The 12,139-nt window shown below is 40.3% G+C and carries 21 protein-coding genes; all 21 read right to left on the bottom strand.

The window, feature by feature from the left end; all coding sequences use genetic code 11:
* Positions 1-180: hypothetical protein (locus V757_RS17215; RefSeq protein WP_036694115.1), on the bottom strand; the 180-nt coding region annotated here is incomplete at its 3' end.
* 250 nt (positions 181-430) lie between these two features.
* On the bottom strand, positions 431-1,387 hold the full coding sequence (locus tag V757_RS17220; RefSeq protein WP_023949345.1) for a DMT family transporter: 957 nt from the start codon (positions 1,385-1,387) through the stop codon (positions 431-433).
* Positions 1,388-1,488: 101 nt separating this feature from the next.
* Entirely contained in the window at positions 1,489-1,872 is a 384-nt protein-coding gene (gene rplQ / locus V757_RS17225; protein WP_023949347.1) for a 50S ribosomal protein L17, read from the bottom strand.
* Between the two features lie 178 nt (positions 1,873-2,050).
* On the bottom strand, positions 2,051-3,034 hold the full coding sequence (locus tag V757_RS17230) for a DNA-directed RNA polymerase subunit alpha (RefSeq protein WP_023949349.1): 984 nt from the start codon (positions 3,032-3,034) through the stop codon (positions 2,051-2,053).
* 251 nt (positions 3,035-3,285) lie between these two features.
* Positions 3,286-3,909, bottom strand: coding sequence for a 30S ribosomal protein S4 (gene rpsD / locus V757_RS17235; RefSeq protein ID WP_023949351.1), 624 nt, complete (start codon positions 3,907-3,909; stop codon positions 3,286-3,288).
* 20 nt (positions 3,910-3,929) lie between these two features.
* The gene (gene rpsK / locus V757_RS17240) at positions 3,930-4,328 is read right to left on the bottom strand and encodes a 30S ribosomal protein S11 (RefSeq protein ID WP_023949353.1); all 399 of its coding nucleotides are present in this window, start codon (positions 4,326-4,328) and stop codon (positions 3,930-3,932) included.
* 15 nt (positions 4,329-4,343) lie between these two features.
* Positions 4,344-4,709: a 30S ribosomal protein S13 gene (gene rpsM, locus V757_RS17245; protein WP_023949355.1), complete on the bottom strand. Its 366-nt coding sequence runs from the start codon at positions 4,707-4,709 to the stop codon at positions 4,344-4,346.
* A 32-nt stretch (positions 4,710-4,741) separates the two neighbouring features.
* Positions 4,742-4,855: a 50S ribosomal protein L36 gene (gene rpmJ / locus V757_RS27830; RefSeq protein ID WP_081710613.1), complete on the bottom strand. Its 114-nt coding sequence runs from the start codon at positions 4,853-4,855 to the stop codon at positions 4,742-4,744.
* A gap of 24 nt (positions 4,856-4,879) precedes the next feature.
* Complete coding sequence (gene infA / locus V757_RS17250; protein WP_023949357.1) at positions 4,880-5,098, bottom strand: translation initiation factor IF-1; 219 nt, start codon at positions 5,096-5,098, stop codon at positions 4,880-4,882.
* A 6-nt stretch (positions 5,099-5,104) separates the two neighbouring features.
* Positions 5,105-6,448 carry a preprotein translocase subunit SecY gene (secY, locus tag V757_RS17255; protein WP_023949359.1) on the bottom strand — a complete coding sequence of 448 codons (1,344 nt, stop codon included), beginning with the start codon at positions 6,446-6,448 and terminating at the stop codon, positions 5,105-5,107.
* A 15-nt stretch (positions 6,449-6,463) separates the two neighbouring features.
* On the bottom strand, positions 6,464-6,904 hold the full coding sequence (rplO, locus tag V757_RS17260; protein ID WP_023949361.1) for a 50S ribosomal protein L15: 441 nt from the start codon (positions 6,902-6,904) through the stop codon (positions 6,464-6,466).
* Between the two features lie 10 nt (positions 6,905-6,914).
* The gene (gene rpmD / locus V757_RS17265; protein WP_023949362.1) at positions 6,915-7,100 is read right to left on the bottom strand and encodes a 50S ribosomal protein L30; all 186 of its coding nucleotides are present in this window, start codon (positions 7,098-7,100) and stop codon (positions 6,915-6,917) included.
* Positions 7,101-7,104: 4 nt separating this feature from the next.
* A complete protein-coding gene (gene rpsE, locus V757_RS17270) occupies positions 7,105-7,626 on the bottom strand; it encodes a 30S ribosomal protein S5 (RefSeq protein ID WP_023949364.1) in 522 nt (173 codons plus the stop codon).
* A gap of 14 nt (positions 7,627-7,640) precedes the next feature.
* Positions 7,641-8,006 (bottom strand): 50S ribosomal protein L18, encoded by a 366-nt coding sequence (rplR, locus tag V757_RS17275; RefSeq protein ID WP_023949366.1) that lies wholly within the window; start codon positions 8,004-8,006, stop codon positions 7,641-7,643.
* Between the two features lie 21 nt (positions 8,007-8,027).
* Positions 8,028-8,561 (bottom strand): 50S ribosomal protein L6, encoded by a 534-nt coding sequence (gene rplF / locus V757_RS17280; protein ID WP_023949368.1) that lies wholly within the window; start codon positions 8,559-8,561, stop codon positions 8,028-8,030.
* An 11-nt stretch (positions 8,562-8,572) separates the two neighbouring features.
* Entirely contained in the window at positions 8,573-8,968 is a 396-nt protein-coding gene (gene rpsH, locus V757_RS17285; RefSeq protein WP_023949370.1) for a 30S ribosomal protein S8, read from the bottom strand.
* Between the two features lie 10 nt (positions 8,969-8,978).
* On the bottom strand, positions 8,979-9,284 hold the full coding sequence (gene rpsN / locus V757_RS17290; protein WP_023949373.1) for a 30S ribosomal protein S14: 306 nt from the start codon (positions 9,282-9,284) through the stop codon (positions 8,979-8,981).
* 11 nt (positions 9,285-9,295) lie between these two features.
* On the bottom strand, positions 9,296-9,835 hold the full coding sequence (gene rplE, locus V757_RS17295) for a 50S ribosomal protein L5 (protein ID WP_023949374.1): 540 nt from the start codon (positions 9,833-9,835) through the stop codon (positions 9,296-9,298).
* 14 nt (positions 9,836-9,849) lie between these two features.
* On the bottom strand, positions 9,850-10,170 hold the full coding sequence (gene rplX / locus V757_RS17300; RefSeq protein ID WP_023949376.1) for a 50S ribosomal protein L24: 321 nt from the start codon (positions 10,168-10,170) through the stop codon (positions 9,850-9,852).
* Between the two features lie 10 nt (positions 10,171-10,180).
* On the bottom strand, positions 10,181-10,549 hold the full coding sequence (gene rplN, locus V757_RS17305; RefSeq protein ID WP_023949378.1) for a 50S ribosomal protein L14: 369 nt from the start codon (positions 10,547-10,549) through the stop codon (positions 10,181-10,183).
* Between the two features lie 501 nt (positions 10,550-11,050).
* Entirely contained in the window at positions 11,051-11,839 is a 789-nt protein-coding gene (locus V757_RS17310; RefSeq protein WP_023949380.1) for a MetQ/NlpA family ABC transporter substrate-binding protein, read from the bottom strand.
* Positions 11,840-12,139: the final 300 nt, after the last annotated feature.

Consider the following 12,139-nt stretch of genomic DNA (forward strand, 5'->3'; position numbering starts at 1 on the left):
TTCAGTGCGGTAGCCACCTSAGCCAAAGTCGCTGAATTGCCTTAGTGCGCAAGGTATCCATCCCTGCTCGTAATCTGTCGCCTCACTCACCAGGATGATTTTATCTAGTGCCAGTAGGCTAGACGCTTGCTCTTGAATTCCCACTCGTTGGGCGGTCTCGATACGCATTAAAGACGGCATTGATTTCTCCTAACATACACAAAACCATAGTGTCGCGCAATTTAGCAGGAATGAATACATGTGTTCACCGGACGCTTACTTAGCAAATCCTGACTACCTTGTTGAAATCGAAGTTAGTGCTGCTAAAATAGAAAAATAATTTTTCTCTATTTAATTCTCTCCTTAAATCAATAAAACCAATACAGCTTATTTGATGTATTGGTTTTATTTACAACTACTGAAAAGCCTTTATTTTAATAGTGATAAAAACTTAGATTAAGCGAATAATCACCACACCTACTACTAGCATCATAATACCAATAAGCTGTGGCATAAGAATTTTTTTCTTTGGCACACCAAACCACCCAAGCGTATCCACACATAGACTTCCAGAAAGCTGTCCTAGCAATACCAACACTAGCATCTGACTGACGCCAATCCATGGTACTAGAATTACACTTAGCATCACAAAGCATCCACCAAGTACGCCTCCCATCCATATCCACCAAGGACGATTAGGCTCATATAAGCGTGTAATAGCTGTCAATTTTTTATCTGTAAAAGGATAAACAATCATCAACACTATCATCCCTATAAAAAATGAAGTAAACGAGGCTTGTATTGGTGAGCCTAAATAATGGCTAAGCTGCGTATTGATTGGACTTTGAACAGCAATCACTATCCCTCCACTAATCCCAAACAATCGCCATAACCATATTGTCCAAGAGGATGACTCATTTTTATCTAACTGCTCATGAGTAGGTGTGACTAACTTTGCTTTATTAAAAGGTAATGTAATTGAGACCAAAATACCGGCTACTACTAACGTTAACCCCAGAATTTTGAGTGATGTAATTTCTTTTATATTCACTCCAAGCCAGCCAAAATGGTCAATCAGCACACTACTAATAATTTGGCCTAATATAGGAAAAATTGCTGTTTGTACTGCCCCTAAACGCTGAAATAAAAAGATATTACCGGTAATCCATATGGCACCTAAAAAACCACCTATCCAAATATGCTTAGGTGCAGTTTGCAATAACTCTTCTGTAGGAAAAACATGTTCATTATTAAATAAAAGCATTAGTGCCAAAAAAGTACTACCTACGGTAAATGAGACGACACTCGCTAACAATGGGGACATTAGATAGCCACGTAAACGTGAGTTAATCACCGTTTGCAAGGAGACACCCACCCCCATTAATATTCCTAATACAATCGCTAACAAGCTAACTCTCCCTTTTTATCTATAGTTATTATTATGCATAAAAAAACACGCTTAGCACAAAGACTAAGCGTGTTTAAAAACTACCTTGCTAAAAACTGAAATTATTCAGCAGCAGCTTCTGTTACTTCTGGACGATCAACTAATTCCATGTAAGCCATAGGTGCGTTATCGCCTTGACGGAAGCCCATTTTCAACACGCGAGTGTATCCACCATTACGTGCTTTATAACGAGGACCGATTTCTTCGAATAATTTAACCACTGCATCACGATCACGTAAGCGAGCAAAAGCTAAACGTTTGTTAGCTAATGTTGGCTCTTTTGCTAAAGTGATTAATGGCTCAATTACACGACGTAATTCTTTAGCTTTTGGCAATGTTGTTTTGATTGCTTCATGCTGAATTAAAGATACAGACATGTTGCGGAACATAGCCAAACGATGGCTACTTGTACGATTTAATTTACGAAGACCGTTACGGTGACGCATAATATTTTCCTTTGAATCTACATAATTGATAAGCAGGATTGCTTATCAGTGAATCGGCTCTTCTATCCATTAAAAATGGCGGTCCGATTGTTATTTGTGAAGAGAGTTTCGCTCTCTTCTACAAATTCTTTACTTGAATGAATAAAACCAGCAAGTTCTACTCATCCCTTAAACATCATTAAGGACGCTCTAAGCCGATTGGAGGCCAGTTATCCAATTTCATACCTAATGACAAGCCACGAGCTGTAAGCACGTCTTTAATCTCATTAAGAGACTTACGGCCCAAGTTAGGTGTTTTAAGCAATTCGTTTTCAGTTTTCTGGATAAGATCACCAATATAGTAAACATTCTCAGCTTTCAAACAATTTGCAGAGCGAACTGTTAATTCTAGATCATCGACAGAGCGTAATAGCACTGGGTCAATTTGTGGTGTACCACGAGCAGGTGCTTCATAAGACTCTGTTGCGCCTTCAAGAGCAGCAAATACAGAGATTTGATCCATAAGAATACGAGCTGATTGACGCACCGCTTCTTCTGGAGAAATAACACCGTTTGTTTCGATATCTAATACTAATTTGTCTAAGTCTGTGCGTTGTTCTACACGAGCATTTTCAACTTCATAGCTAACGCGACGGATTGGGCTGTAAGATGCATCCAAAATAATACGTCCGATAGTATGCTGACGATCTTCACGTAGTGCACGAACGTTACCTGGTACATAACCACGACCTTGCTCTACTTTAATTTGCATTTCTACTTTACCATTTTCTTGTAGATGTGCAATAACATGATTTGGATTAATAATTTCAACATCATGTGGTAATTCAATATCACTTGCTAATACAGGACCTTCGCCAGATTTATTTAGCACAAGATTAACTTCTTCACGACCGTGTAATTTAAACACTACACCTTTTAAGTTTAAAAGAATATCTACAACGTCTTCTTGTACGCCGGGAATCGTAGAGTACTCATGCACCACACCTGCAATTTGCACTTCTGTTGGAGCATAGCCAGTCATTGATGATAAAAGAATACGACGTAAAGCATTACCTAGTGTATGACCAAAACCACGTTCGAATGGTTCCATTACAACTTTGGCATGATTATCTGTAATAGGCACAACATTAATTGTGCGAGGCTTTAAAAAAGCTTGTGACATGTTCAATTCCTTTTCAATACCCTCGGCTCGTTACACCGATAAGGCTGATGGATAAATAAAAAATTTCCTAAGAGGAAATAGCTAGATATTATAACTCTTTTACTGCTGAAAACATAATTCTACAGGAGTAAAAAACCTACAAATTCCTCAACAAATAATAGCCTATTAAAATACCTAATAGGACTTCACTGTATAGCAATAGAGAAAACACAGCAAGTAAACTTGCTGTGTTTCTTCTAAATAAATCAAGATTAACGAGAATACAATTCCACAATCATTGATTCATTGATGTCGCGTGCTACATCTGAACGATCTGGAGCTTGTTTGAACGTACCAGTCAATTTACCTGAGTCAACTTCAACCCATTGTGGTAAACCAACGCTAGTAGCTAACTCCATTGCTTCTTTAATACGAGCTTGACCTTTAGATTTTTCACGTACAGAAACAATATCACCAGCTTTAACTAACATTGATGGAATGTCCGCTTTGTGACCGTTTAATTCAATCGCACCGTGGCTCACTAATTGGCGAGCTTCTGCGCGTGTTGAACCAAAACCCATACGGTACACTACGTTATCTAAACGAGATTCCAAAAGTTGAATCAGGGTCTCGCCAGTGTTACCACGACGACGCTCAGCTTCGGCAAAGTATTTACGGAATTGTTTTTCTAACACACCGTACATACGTTTAAGCTTTTGTTTCTCACGTAATTGAGTACCGTAGTCAGAAGTACGAGCACCAGAAGTGCGACCATGCTGACCTGGTTTGTGTTCAAATTTACATTTAGAGTCTAAAGGGCGACGAGCACTCTTTAGAAATAAATCAATACCTTCACGACGTGAAAGTTTACATTTTGGACCTGTATATCGTGCCATTATGTATGTTCCCTATAAAATTAGATGCGGCGGCGTTTTGGAGGACGGCAACCGTTATGCGGAACTGGCGTGATATCAGAAATACTTGTAATTTTGATACCAAGAGCATTTAATGCACGGATTGAAGATTCACGGCCTGGGCCTGGACCTTTTACACGTACGTCTAATGTTTTGATACCATATTCTAATGCTACACGTCCCGCTGACTCGGCTGCAACCTGAGCTGCAAAAGGCGTCGATTTGCGTGAGCCTTTGAAGCCCGCGCCACCTGACGTCGCCCATGACAAGGCATTGCCTTGACGGTCAGTAATTGTGATGATTGTGTTGTTGAAAGAAGCGTGAACGTGTGCGATACCGTCCGTTACTACCTTTCTAATTTTTTTGCGTGCGCGTGCTGCGCTGCTAGAAGCTTTCGCCATATTTAGCTACTCCAATTATTTCTTCAATGATTGAGCTGCACGACGCGGTCCCTTACGTGTACGCGCATTCGTACGAGTGCGCTGACCACGAACTGGTAGTCCACGACGGTGGCGCATGCCACGATAGGTTCCCAAGTCGATTAAGCGTTTAATCGAAAGTTGTACTTCACGTCGCAAATCACCCTCAACCGTAAACGAACCTACTTGTTCACGAATTTTTTCGAGTTCTGCGTCTGTTAAATCTTTAACTTTTTTATCGAATGGTACGCCAGCCGCTTCGCAAATTAAGCGAGAGCGAGTACGTCCAATACCATAAATTGCCGTTAAACCGATTTCAGCGTGCTGATGCGGCGGAATGTTAATGCCTGCGATACGGGCCATGACTGTTCCTCGTTATATAAAAAACGTAAGGATTAACCTTGACGTTGCTTGTGACGCGGATCTGTACAAATTACTCGTACAATTCCGTGACGTTTAATGATCTTGCAATTACGGCAGATCTTTTTAACCGATGCCATTACCTTCATTTGGTTGACTCCTAATAGCTCCGCTTATTTAGAGCGGAATACGATTCTAGCACGATTTAAGTCATATGGGGTTAATTCCACAGTAACTTTATCTCCTGGAAGAATCCGAATATAGTGCATACGCATTTTGCCAGAGATATGACCTAATACGATATGACCATTTTCTAACTTTACGCGAAAAGTTGCGTTTGGAAGGTTTTCAACAACCTCCCCCTGCATCTGAATGACGTCGTCCTTTGCCATTGTCTATTACCTCGCTGGAAGATTATTACCGCGGAAATTAGCTTTCTTCAGTAAAGAATCATATTGGTTCGACATCATATACGCTTGTACTTGAGCCATAAAATCCATGGTTACCACTACAATAATTAATAGTGATGTACCACCAAAATAAAATGGAACATTTTGCCATTGCATACGCAAGAATTCTGGTACTAAGCACACTAAAGCGATATAGATTGCGCCAACTAATGTTAAACGCATAAGAATCTTGTCAATATACTTGGCTGTTTGTTGACCTGGACGAATACCAGGCACAAATGCACCACTTTTCTTAAGATTGTCCGCTGTTTCACGACTATTAAATACTAAAGCTGTATAGAAGAAGCAGAAGAACACAACTAACGCTACAAATACAGCAATGTAAAGCGGCTGACCTGGTTGCAATGCTGCTGACAAATCACTTAACCAACGAACTTGTCCTGCTTTAGAGAACCAATTAGCAATAGTTGCTGGGAATAAAATAATTGAAGAAGCAAAAATAGGAGGAATAACACCAGCCATATTGATCTTCAATGGTAGATGAGAACTTTGTCCACCATAAATCTTATTACCCACTTGGCGTTTAGCATAGTTCACTGTAATACGGCGTTGACCACGCTCTACAAAAACTACTAAAGCTGTTACCAAGATTACTAATGCTAGAATCACAATCGCTGCAAACGCACCAATTTGATTTTGGCTTACTAATTCGAACATCCCTGCTAAGGCAGCTGGTAAACCAGCAACAATACCTGCAAAAATCAGGATTGAGATACCATTACCAAGACCACGTTCTGTAATTTGCTCGCCCAACCACATTACAAACATCGTACCTGTTACCAAAGTAACTACTGTGGTAAAGATAAACATCGGGCCAGGACTATAAATTAGTCCTGGATATGATGCCATGTACGCCTGTAACGTAGAGGCGATACCAAAGGCCTGCAATGAAGCTAAAACAACTGTTCCGTAACGAGTGTACTGAGTAATCTTACGACGCCCCGATTCACCCTCTTTCTTAAGAGCCTCTAATGAAGGAATTACCGATGTCATTAATTGCATAATAATCGATGCCGAAATATACGGCATGATACCCAATGCAAATACTGAGAATCGCTGTAAAGCACCACCAGAGAACATATTAAAAAAGCCTACTATACCATCAGATTGAGAAGAGAATAACTGCTCCATCACTGTTGGATTAATACCCGGTACAGGGATGTGTGTACCAAAACGGTACACAACCAATGCTAATAATAGGAACACTAAACGCTGTTTCAAGTCGCCGTATTTTTTACTGCTACCTTGACTAGTTGTCTGCGCTTTAGCCACATTTACCCCTTAATTTTAAGCAAGAGAGCCACCTGCCGCTTCAATCGCAGCACGTGCACCCGCAGTTGCAGTAATGCCTTTTAAGGCTACTTTGCGAGTTAACTCACCTGATTTAATCACTTTAACGAATGTAACCGCTTGACCGATCAAACCAGATTGCTTTAATACTTGAACGTCGATTTCGTCAGCAGTTAAACGCTCTAAATCAGACAAACGAATTTGTTCGTATAAGTGTTGATTTAAAGGTGTGAAACCACGTTTCGGTAAACGACGATGTAAAGGCATTTGACCACCCTCAAAGCCGACTTTATGGAAGCCGCCTGAACGTGATTTTTGACCTTTGTGACCACGACCTGCAGTTTTACCTAAGCCTGAACCAATACCGCGACCAACGCGACGTTTAGCATGCTTACTACCTGCAGCTGGTGATAAAGTGTTGAGTTGCATTTCAGACATCTTTATTCCTTTAGGCTTCTGAAACTGACACTAGATAATCCACTTTACGGATCATCCCGCGCACTTCAGGTGTATCGAGTAACACTCGGCTGCTATTAACTTTACCTAAACCTAAACCACGTACAGTTGCACGATGGTCACTTTTAGTACCAATAACAGAACGAACTAAAGTTACTTTAATTTGTTTTTGTGCCATGATCTTATCCTAGGATTTCTTCAACAGTTTTACCGCGTTTAGCAGCAACTTCAGAAGGAGTCATGCTAGCGTTTAAACCGTTAAGAGTAGCACGTACCAAGTTGTATGGATTGCTAGAACCTAAGCTCTTAGCCACAACATTACGTACACCCATTACTTCAAAAATAGCACGCATTGGACCACCGGCGATAACACCAGTACCTTCTGCCGCTGGAGAAATTAGTACAGTTGATGCACCATGCTTACCAACAACAGTGTGATGTAGAGTACCGTTGTTTAAAGCAATTTTCTTCATGCCACGACGAGCTTGTTCCATAGCTTTTTGAACAGCTACAGGAACTTCACGTGCTTTACCTTTACCCATGCCGATGCGACCATCGCCATCGCCAACCACGGTTAACGCTGCAAAACTCATAGTGCGACCACCTTTTACTGTTTTGCTGACGCGGTTAACCGCGATCATTTTTTCACGAAAACCGTCATCGCGCTCTTGCTCAGGGGCTTGTTTAGCTTGTGCTTTTGCCATTTGACAATCCTTCCTTAGAACTGTAGACCGGCTTCACGCGCAGCTTCTGCCAACGCTTTAACACGGCCATGATAACGGAAACCCGAACGGTCAAATGCGACCGATTCGATACCAGCTGCTTTAGCTTTCTCAGCAACACGTTTACCTACAATCGTAGCAGCAGCAACATTGCCACCAGACGTTTTGCTATCAGCCAACTCTTTGCGCACTTCTGCTTCAAGAGTAGACGCAGCTACCAATACTTTATCGCCTTCAGGCGAAATAATGTTCGCGTAAATGTGCTGATTGGTACGGTGTACTGATAAACGGTGCACACGTAATTGAGCAATCTTGCGGCGAGTAGCCACTGCACGACGCAAACGAGATAATTTCTTGTCCATGATAATTCCTTGTCTGCGCTATTATTTTTTCTTAACTTCTTTGATGATAACAGTCTCATCAGAGTAACGAACACCTTTGCCTTTGTATGGCTCTGGTGGACGATACGCACGAATCTTAGCTGCTACTTGGCCAACTGCTTGTTTATCAAAGCCTTTTAAAACAATCTCTGTTGGGCTTGGACATTCAGCTTTTACGCCTTTTGGAAGTGCATGAATAATGTCATGTGAAAAACCTAAGTCTAACTTAACAGCCTCACCCTGAACTGCAGCACGGAAACCCACACCGATCAAGTTCAAGCGGCGCTCAAAACCTTTGCTCACACCAACAACCATGTTGTTAACAAGAGCACGTAGAGTGCCTGACATTGCTTTAGCGTGACGTGTTTCATTAGCAACAGCAAAACTAACTTTACCGTCTTCTAATTTAACATTTACATCGCCCGTTAAAGCTTGATTTAATTCGCCTAATGGACCTTTGACAGTGATGTTATCTGAAGCAATTTTTACTTCAACACCACTTGGAACCACAACTGGATTCTTAGCAATACGTGACATATTCTTCCTCCTTATGCCACATAGCATAGAACTTCGCCACCCACGCCAACTGAACGTGCTTTACGATCAGTCATTACACCACGCGAGGTAGACACAATTGCCACACCAAGACCATTCATTACCTGAGGAATGCTTGCACGACCTTTGTAGATACGTAAACCAGGACGTGATACGCGCTCGATACGCTCAATCACAGGTTGGTTGTTATAGTATTTAAGTTCGATTTCAAGTTCAGGTTTAGTCTTGTCACCTTTAACTTCAAAGTTTTCAATATAGCCTTCTTCTTTCAGCACAGTAGCAATAGCCACTTTAAGCTTTGAGGATGGCATAGATACTGAAGCTTTTTCAACTTGTTGACCATTACGGATACGAGTCAACATGTCTGCGATTGGATCGCTCATGCTCATATTCTTTCTCCTACCAGCTTGCTTTTGTCATACCAGGCACTTCACCACGCATAGCCATCTCGCGTAGTTTATGTCTAGTTAAGCCAAATTTGCTGAAAACGCCACGAGGACGGCCAGTGATTACACAACGATTACGAACACGCGTTGGGTTAGCATTGCGAGGTAATTGTTGTAACTTCAAGCGCGCTTGATAGCGCTCTTCATCTGATTTTGATTGATCGTTGATAATCGCTACTAGTGCTGCACGTTTAGCAGAGAATTTTTCTACTAATTTAGCACGTTTGATATCACGATTGATGAGTGATAATTTTGCCACGTCATCGCCCCTTAATTACGAAACGGGAAACCAAATGCTTTTAATAAAGCTTTAGCTTCGTCGTCAGTCTTAGCAGTTGTTGTGATGCTGATGTTTAGACCACGCAATGCATCAATTTTATCGTATTCAATTTCAGGGAAAATGATTTGCTCTTTCACCCCTACATTGTAGTTACCACGGCCATCAAAAGCACGACCTGAAATACCACGGAAGTCACGTACACGTGGTAAAGCAATAGTAACCAAACGATCTAAGAACTCATACATGCGTTGACCGCGTAGAGTTACCATACAACCGATAGGATAGTTTTCACGAATTTTAAAACCCGCAATCGCTTTACGAGTTTTAGTAATTACTGGTTTTTGACCTGCAATTTTAGTTAGGTCTGATACAGCGTGCTCAATAACTTTTTTATCAGCAACAGCTTCTGACACACCCATATTTAAAGTGATTTTGGTAATGCGAGGCACTTCCATATCACTTTTATAACCAAACTGCTCTTTAATTTGACCAGCAATTTTGTTGTTGTATAAATCTTGTAAACGAGCCATTGTTACGTTGCTCCTTAAGCTTTAACGCCAACGACTTCACCGTTGGAACGATAAACACGAACTTTATGACCGTCAACTTCTTTAATGCCTACACGATCAGCTTTACCTGTCGCTGGATTAAAGATAGCCACATTAGAAACATGAATCGGCATAGTTTTATCAACAACACCGCCTTGTGCACCAGTCATTGGATTCGGTTTTTGATGTTTTTTCGCAACATTAACACCTTCCACCAATACGTGGTCAGCATCAACACGAGCTAAAACAACACCACGACGCTTTTTGTCGCGACCAGCGATAACGATAACCTCGTCACCCTTACGAATTTTATTCATTGCCTGCCCCTTAGATTACTTCTGGTGCCAATGAAACAATCTTCATAAAGCGCTCAGTACGTAATTCACGTGTTACTGGGCCGAAGATACGAGTACCAATTGGCTCTAATTTAGCATTTAGCAATACAGCTGCATTTCCACCAAAGCGGATTAATGAGCCATCCTTACGGCGAACACCTTTAGCAGTACGCACGACTACTGCATTGTATACTTCGCCTTTTTTGACGCGTCCGCGAGGAGCTGCATCTTTGATACTCACTTTGATGATATCGCCGATAGCAGCATAGCGGCGCTTTGAGCCACCAAGCACCTTGATGCACATAACTCGGCGTGCACCAGTGTTGTCAGCCACGTCTAGCGTGCTTTGCATTTGGATCATGATTATTCCTGTTCCAACTTAGTTACATTACAATCATTCAAATGAATGATTCCCTTTTACATATAACCAGTTTTGGGCCCGTATGAACGTAGTACTTAATAAAAATCAGTTGCTCTGTTCTGGGATTGATTCTGTTTATTTATCTTCCTTTTCCAAGGAAGATTTCAATATTAACCTTTTTCAAGCAATAAATCAAGCACTTAAAGACTATTTATTCTGAATTTACTTGAAATACAACATAAGTTTATGTATTACTCACTTCTATTTTTCTCAATCAAGCAAGGTAGTATCAGCAAAATAGTAAGTTTGGTTTTATCACGCTTGAGTACATATTCCTAAACTCATGCTCCATTTCTTTTAAAAGTTTAGTGCATCATAGACTCATGCTCTATTTTGGAAATCTTAGTGCGCAAAAATTTAAGCATATAGTTAAAAAAGCCTCAGCAACAAGTTACTGAGGCCTCAAGAACACAACTAAAAAGCGTTAACTGTTAGCTAATTTTATAAATCGACAGGAATGACCGTTCCTTTATATTTTTCCTGAATAAATTTCACTGTTTCAGGACTATGCCATGCTTTCATCAACTTTTTAACTAACTCACTATCTTTAAGCTCAACTGGGGCCACACATAAATTAGCATAAGGAGATTTAGCGTCCTCTAATAGAATAGAGTCTTTTTTCGGGTTTAAATTAGCTTCTAGCGCATAGTTTGTATTTACAACCGCCAAATCCACATCATCCACCACACGAGGCAATGTTGCCGCTTCTAACTCTTTAAATTTAAGTTTTTTAGGATTCTCTACAATATCTCGTGAAGTAGCATGTAAATCAGTTGGATCTTTTAGTTTAATCAAACCACCTTTTTCTAATAACAATAAAGCACGTGTGCTGTTTGTCGTGTCATTAGGAATCGCTACTGTCGCACCCTCTGGTAGCTCAGCAATTGATTTTACTTTACGCGAGTAAGCACCCAATGGTGGTACATAAATATAGCCCACTGGTTGTAGGTTTGCTCCTGTTCTCTCATTAAAGGCATCTAAGTGAGGCTTATGTTGGAAACAATTCATCATCACTTGTTTATCCGCCACTTGCTGATTTGGCTGAATATAATCTGTAAATACATGAATATCTAAATCAACACCCTCTTTAGCCAAAGCTGGTTTCATAAACTCAAGAACCTCTGCTGCTGGCACTGGTGTTGCAGCCACACTTAACTTTTCCCCTGCTTGAGCGGTATAACTAAACGCGAATACTAAGGCTAGAGCACTTAATATTTTTTTCTTATTCATCACATACTTCCATAAAAAAATGTTATTACATCGCTTATAGCTTACAAAAATATCGCTTTTATTTCTAAATATTATTTAGAAATATAAATATCACCACAAATTTATATGAATTTTTTTAGTTCTTTATATGCATTTTTTTGATAATTCATATTATCTCTTTATCTACATTACAAGAATAAATCGCTAACTCAACCATAAAAGCCTTCTTATATGTTGCAATTGTGGTACAGATTTAGACTCTTCTTTACGCTTATAGCACATTAACTTATGATAATTGCAACTAGACAACATAAAGATGTT

This window comes from Pelistega indica (assembly GCF_000506865.1).
GTDB classification, from domain to species: domain Bacteria; phylum Pseudomonadota; class Gammaproteobacteria; order Burkholderiales; family Burkholderiaceae_B; genus Taylorella; species Taylorella indica.

Coding starts and splice junctions, on each gene's coding strand:
- rplQ (WP_023949347.1), bottom strand. CDS start 1,872: ATGCGTCACCGTAACGGTCTTCGTAAATTAAATCGTACAAGTAGCCAT.
- V757_RS17230 (WP_023949349.1), bottom strand. CDS start 3,034: ATGTCACAAGCTTTTTTAAAGCCTCGCACAATTAATGTTGTGCCTATT.
- rpsD (WP_023949351.1), bottom strand. CDS start 3,909: ATGGCACGATATACAGGTCCAAAATGTAAACTTTCACGTCGTGAAGGT.
- rpsK (WP_023949353.1), bottom strand. CDS start 4,328: ATGGCGAAAGCTTCTAGCAGCGCAGCACGCGCACGCAAAAAAATTAGA.
- rpsM (WP_023949355.1), bottom strand. CDS start 4,709: ATGGCCCGTATCGCAGGCATTAACATTCCGCCGCATCAGCACGCTGAA.
- rpmJ (WP_081710613.1), bottom strand. CDS start 4,855: ATGAAGGTAATGGCATCGGTTAAAAAGATCTGCCGTAATTGCAAGATC.
- infA (WP_023949357.1), bottom strand. CDS start 5,098: ATGGCAAAGGACGACGTCATTCAGATGCAGGGGGAGGTTGTTGAAAAC.
- rplO (WP_023949361.1), bottom strand. CDS start 6,904: ATGTCTGAAATGCAACTCAACACTTTATCACCAGCTGCAGGTAGTAAG.
- rpmD (WP_023949362.1), bottom strand. CDS start 7,100: ATGGCACAAAAACAAATTAAAGTAACTTTAGTTCGTTCTGTTATTGGT.
- rpsE (WP_023949364.1), bottom strand. CDS start 7,626: ATGGCAAAAGCACAAGCTAAACAAGCCCCTGAGCAAGAGCGCGATGAC.
- rplR (WP_023949366.1), bottom strand. CDS start 8,006: ATGGACAAGAAATTATCTCGTTTGCGTCGTGCAGTGGCTACTCGCCGC.
- rplF (WP_023949368.1), bottom strand. CDS start 8,561: ATGTCACGTATTGCTAAGAATCCAGTTGTGGTTCCAAGTGGTGTTGAA.
- rpsH (WP_023949370.1), bottom strand. CDS start 8,968: ATGAGCATGAGCGATCCAATCGCAGACATGTTGACTCGTATCCGTAAT.
- rplE (WP_023949374.1), bottom strand. CDS start 9,835: ATGGCTCGTTTACAAGATTTATACAACAACAAAATTGCTGGTCAAATT.
- rplX (WP_023949376.1), bottom strand. CDS start 10,170: ATGAATAAAATTCGTAAGGGTGACGAGGTTATCGTTATCGCTGGTCGC.
- rplN (WP_023949378.1), bottom strand. CDS start 10,549: ATGATCCAAATGCAAAGCACGCTAGACGTGGCTGACAACACTGGTGCA.
- V757_RS17310 (WP_023949380.1), bottom strand. CDS start 11,839: ATGAATAAGAAAAAAATATTAAGTGCTCTAGCCTTAGTATTCGCGTTT.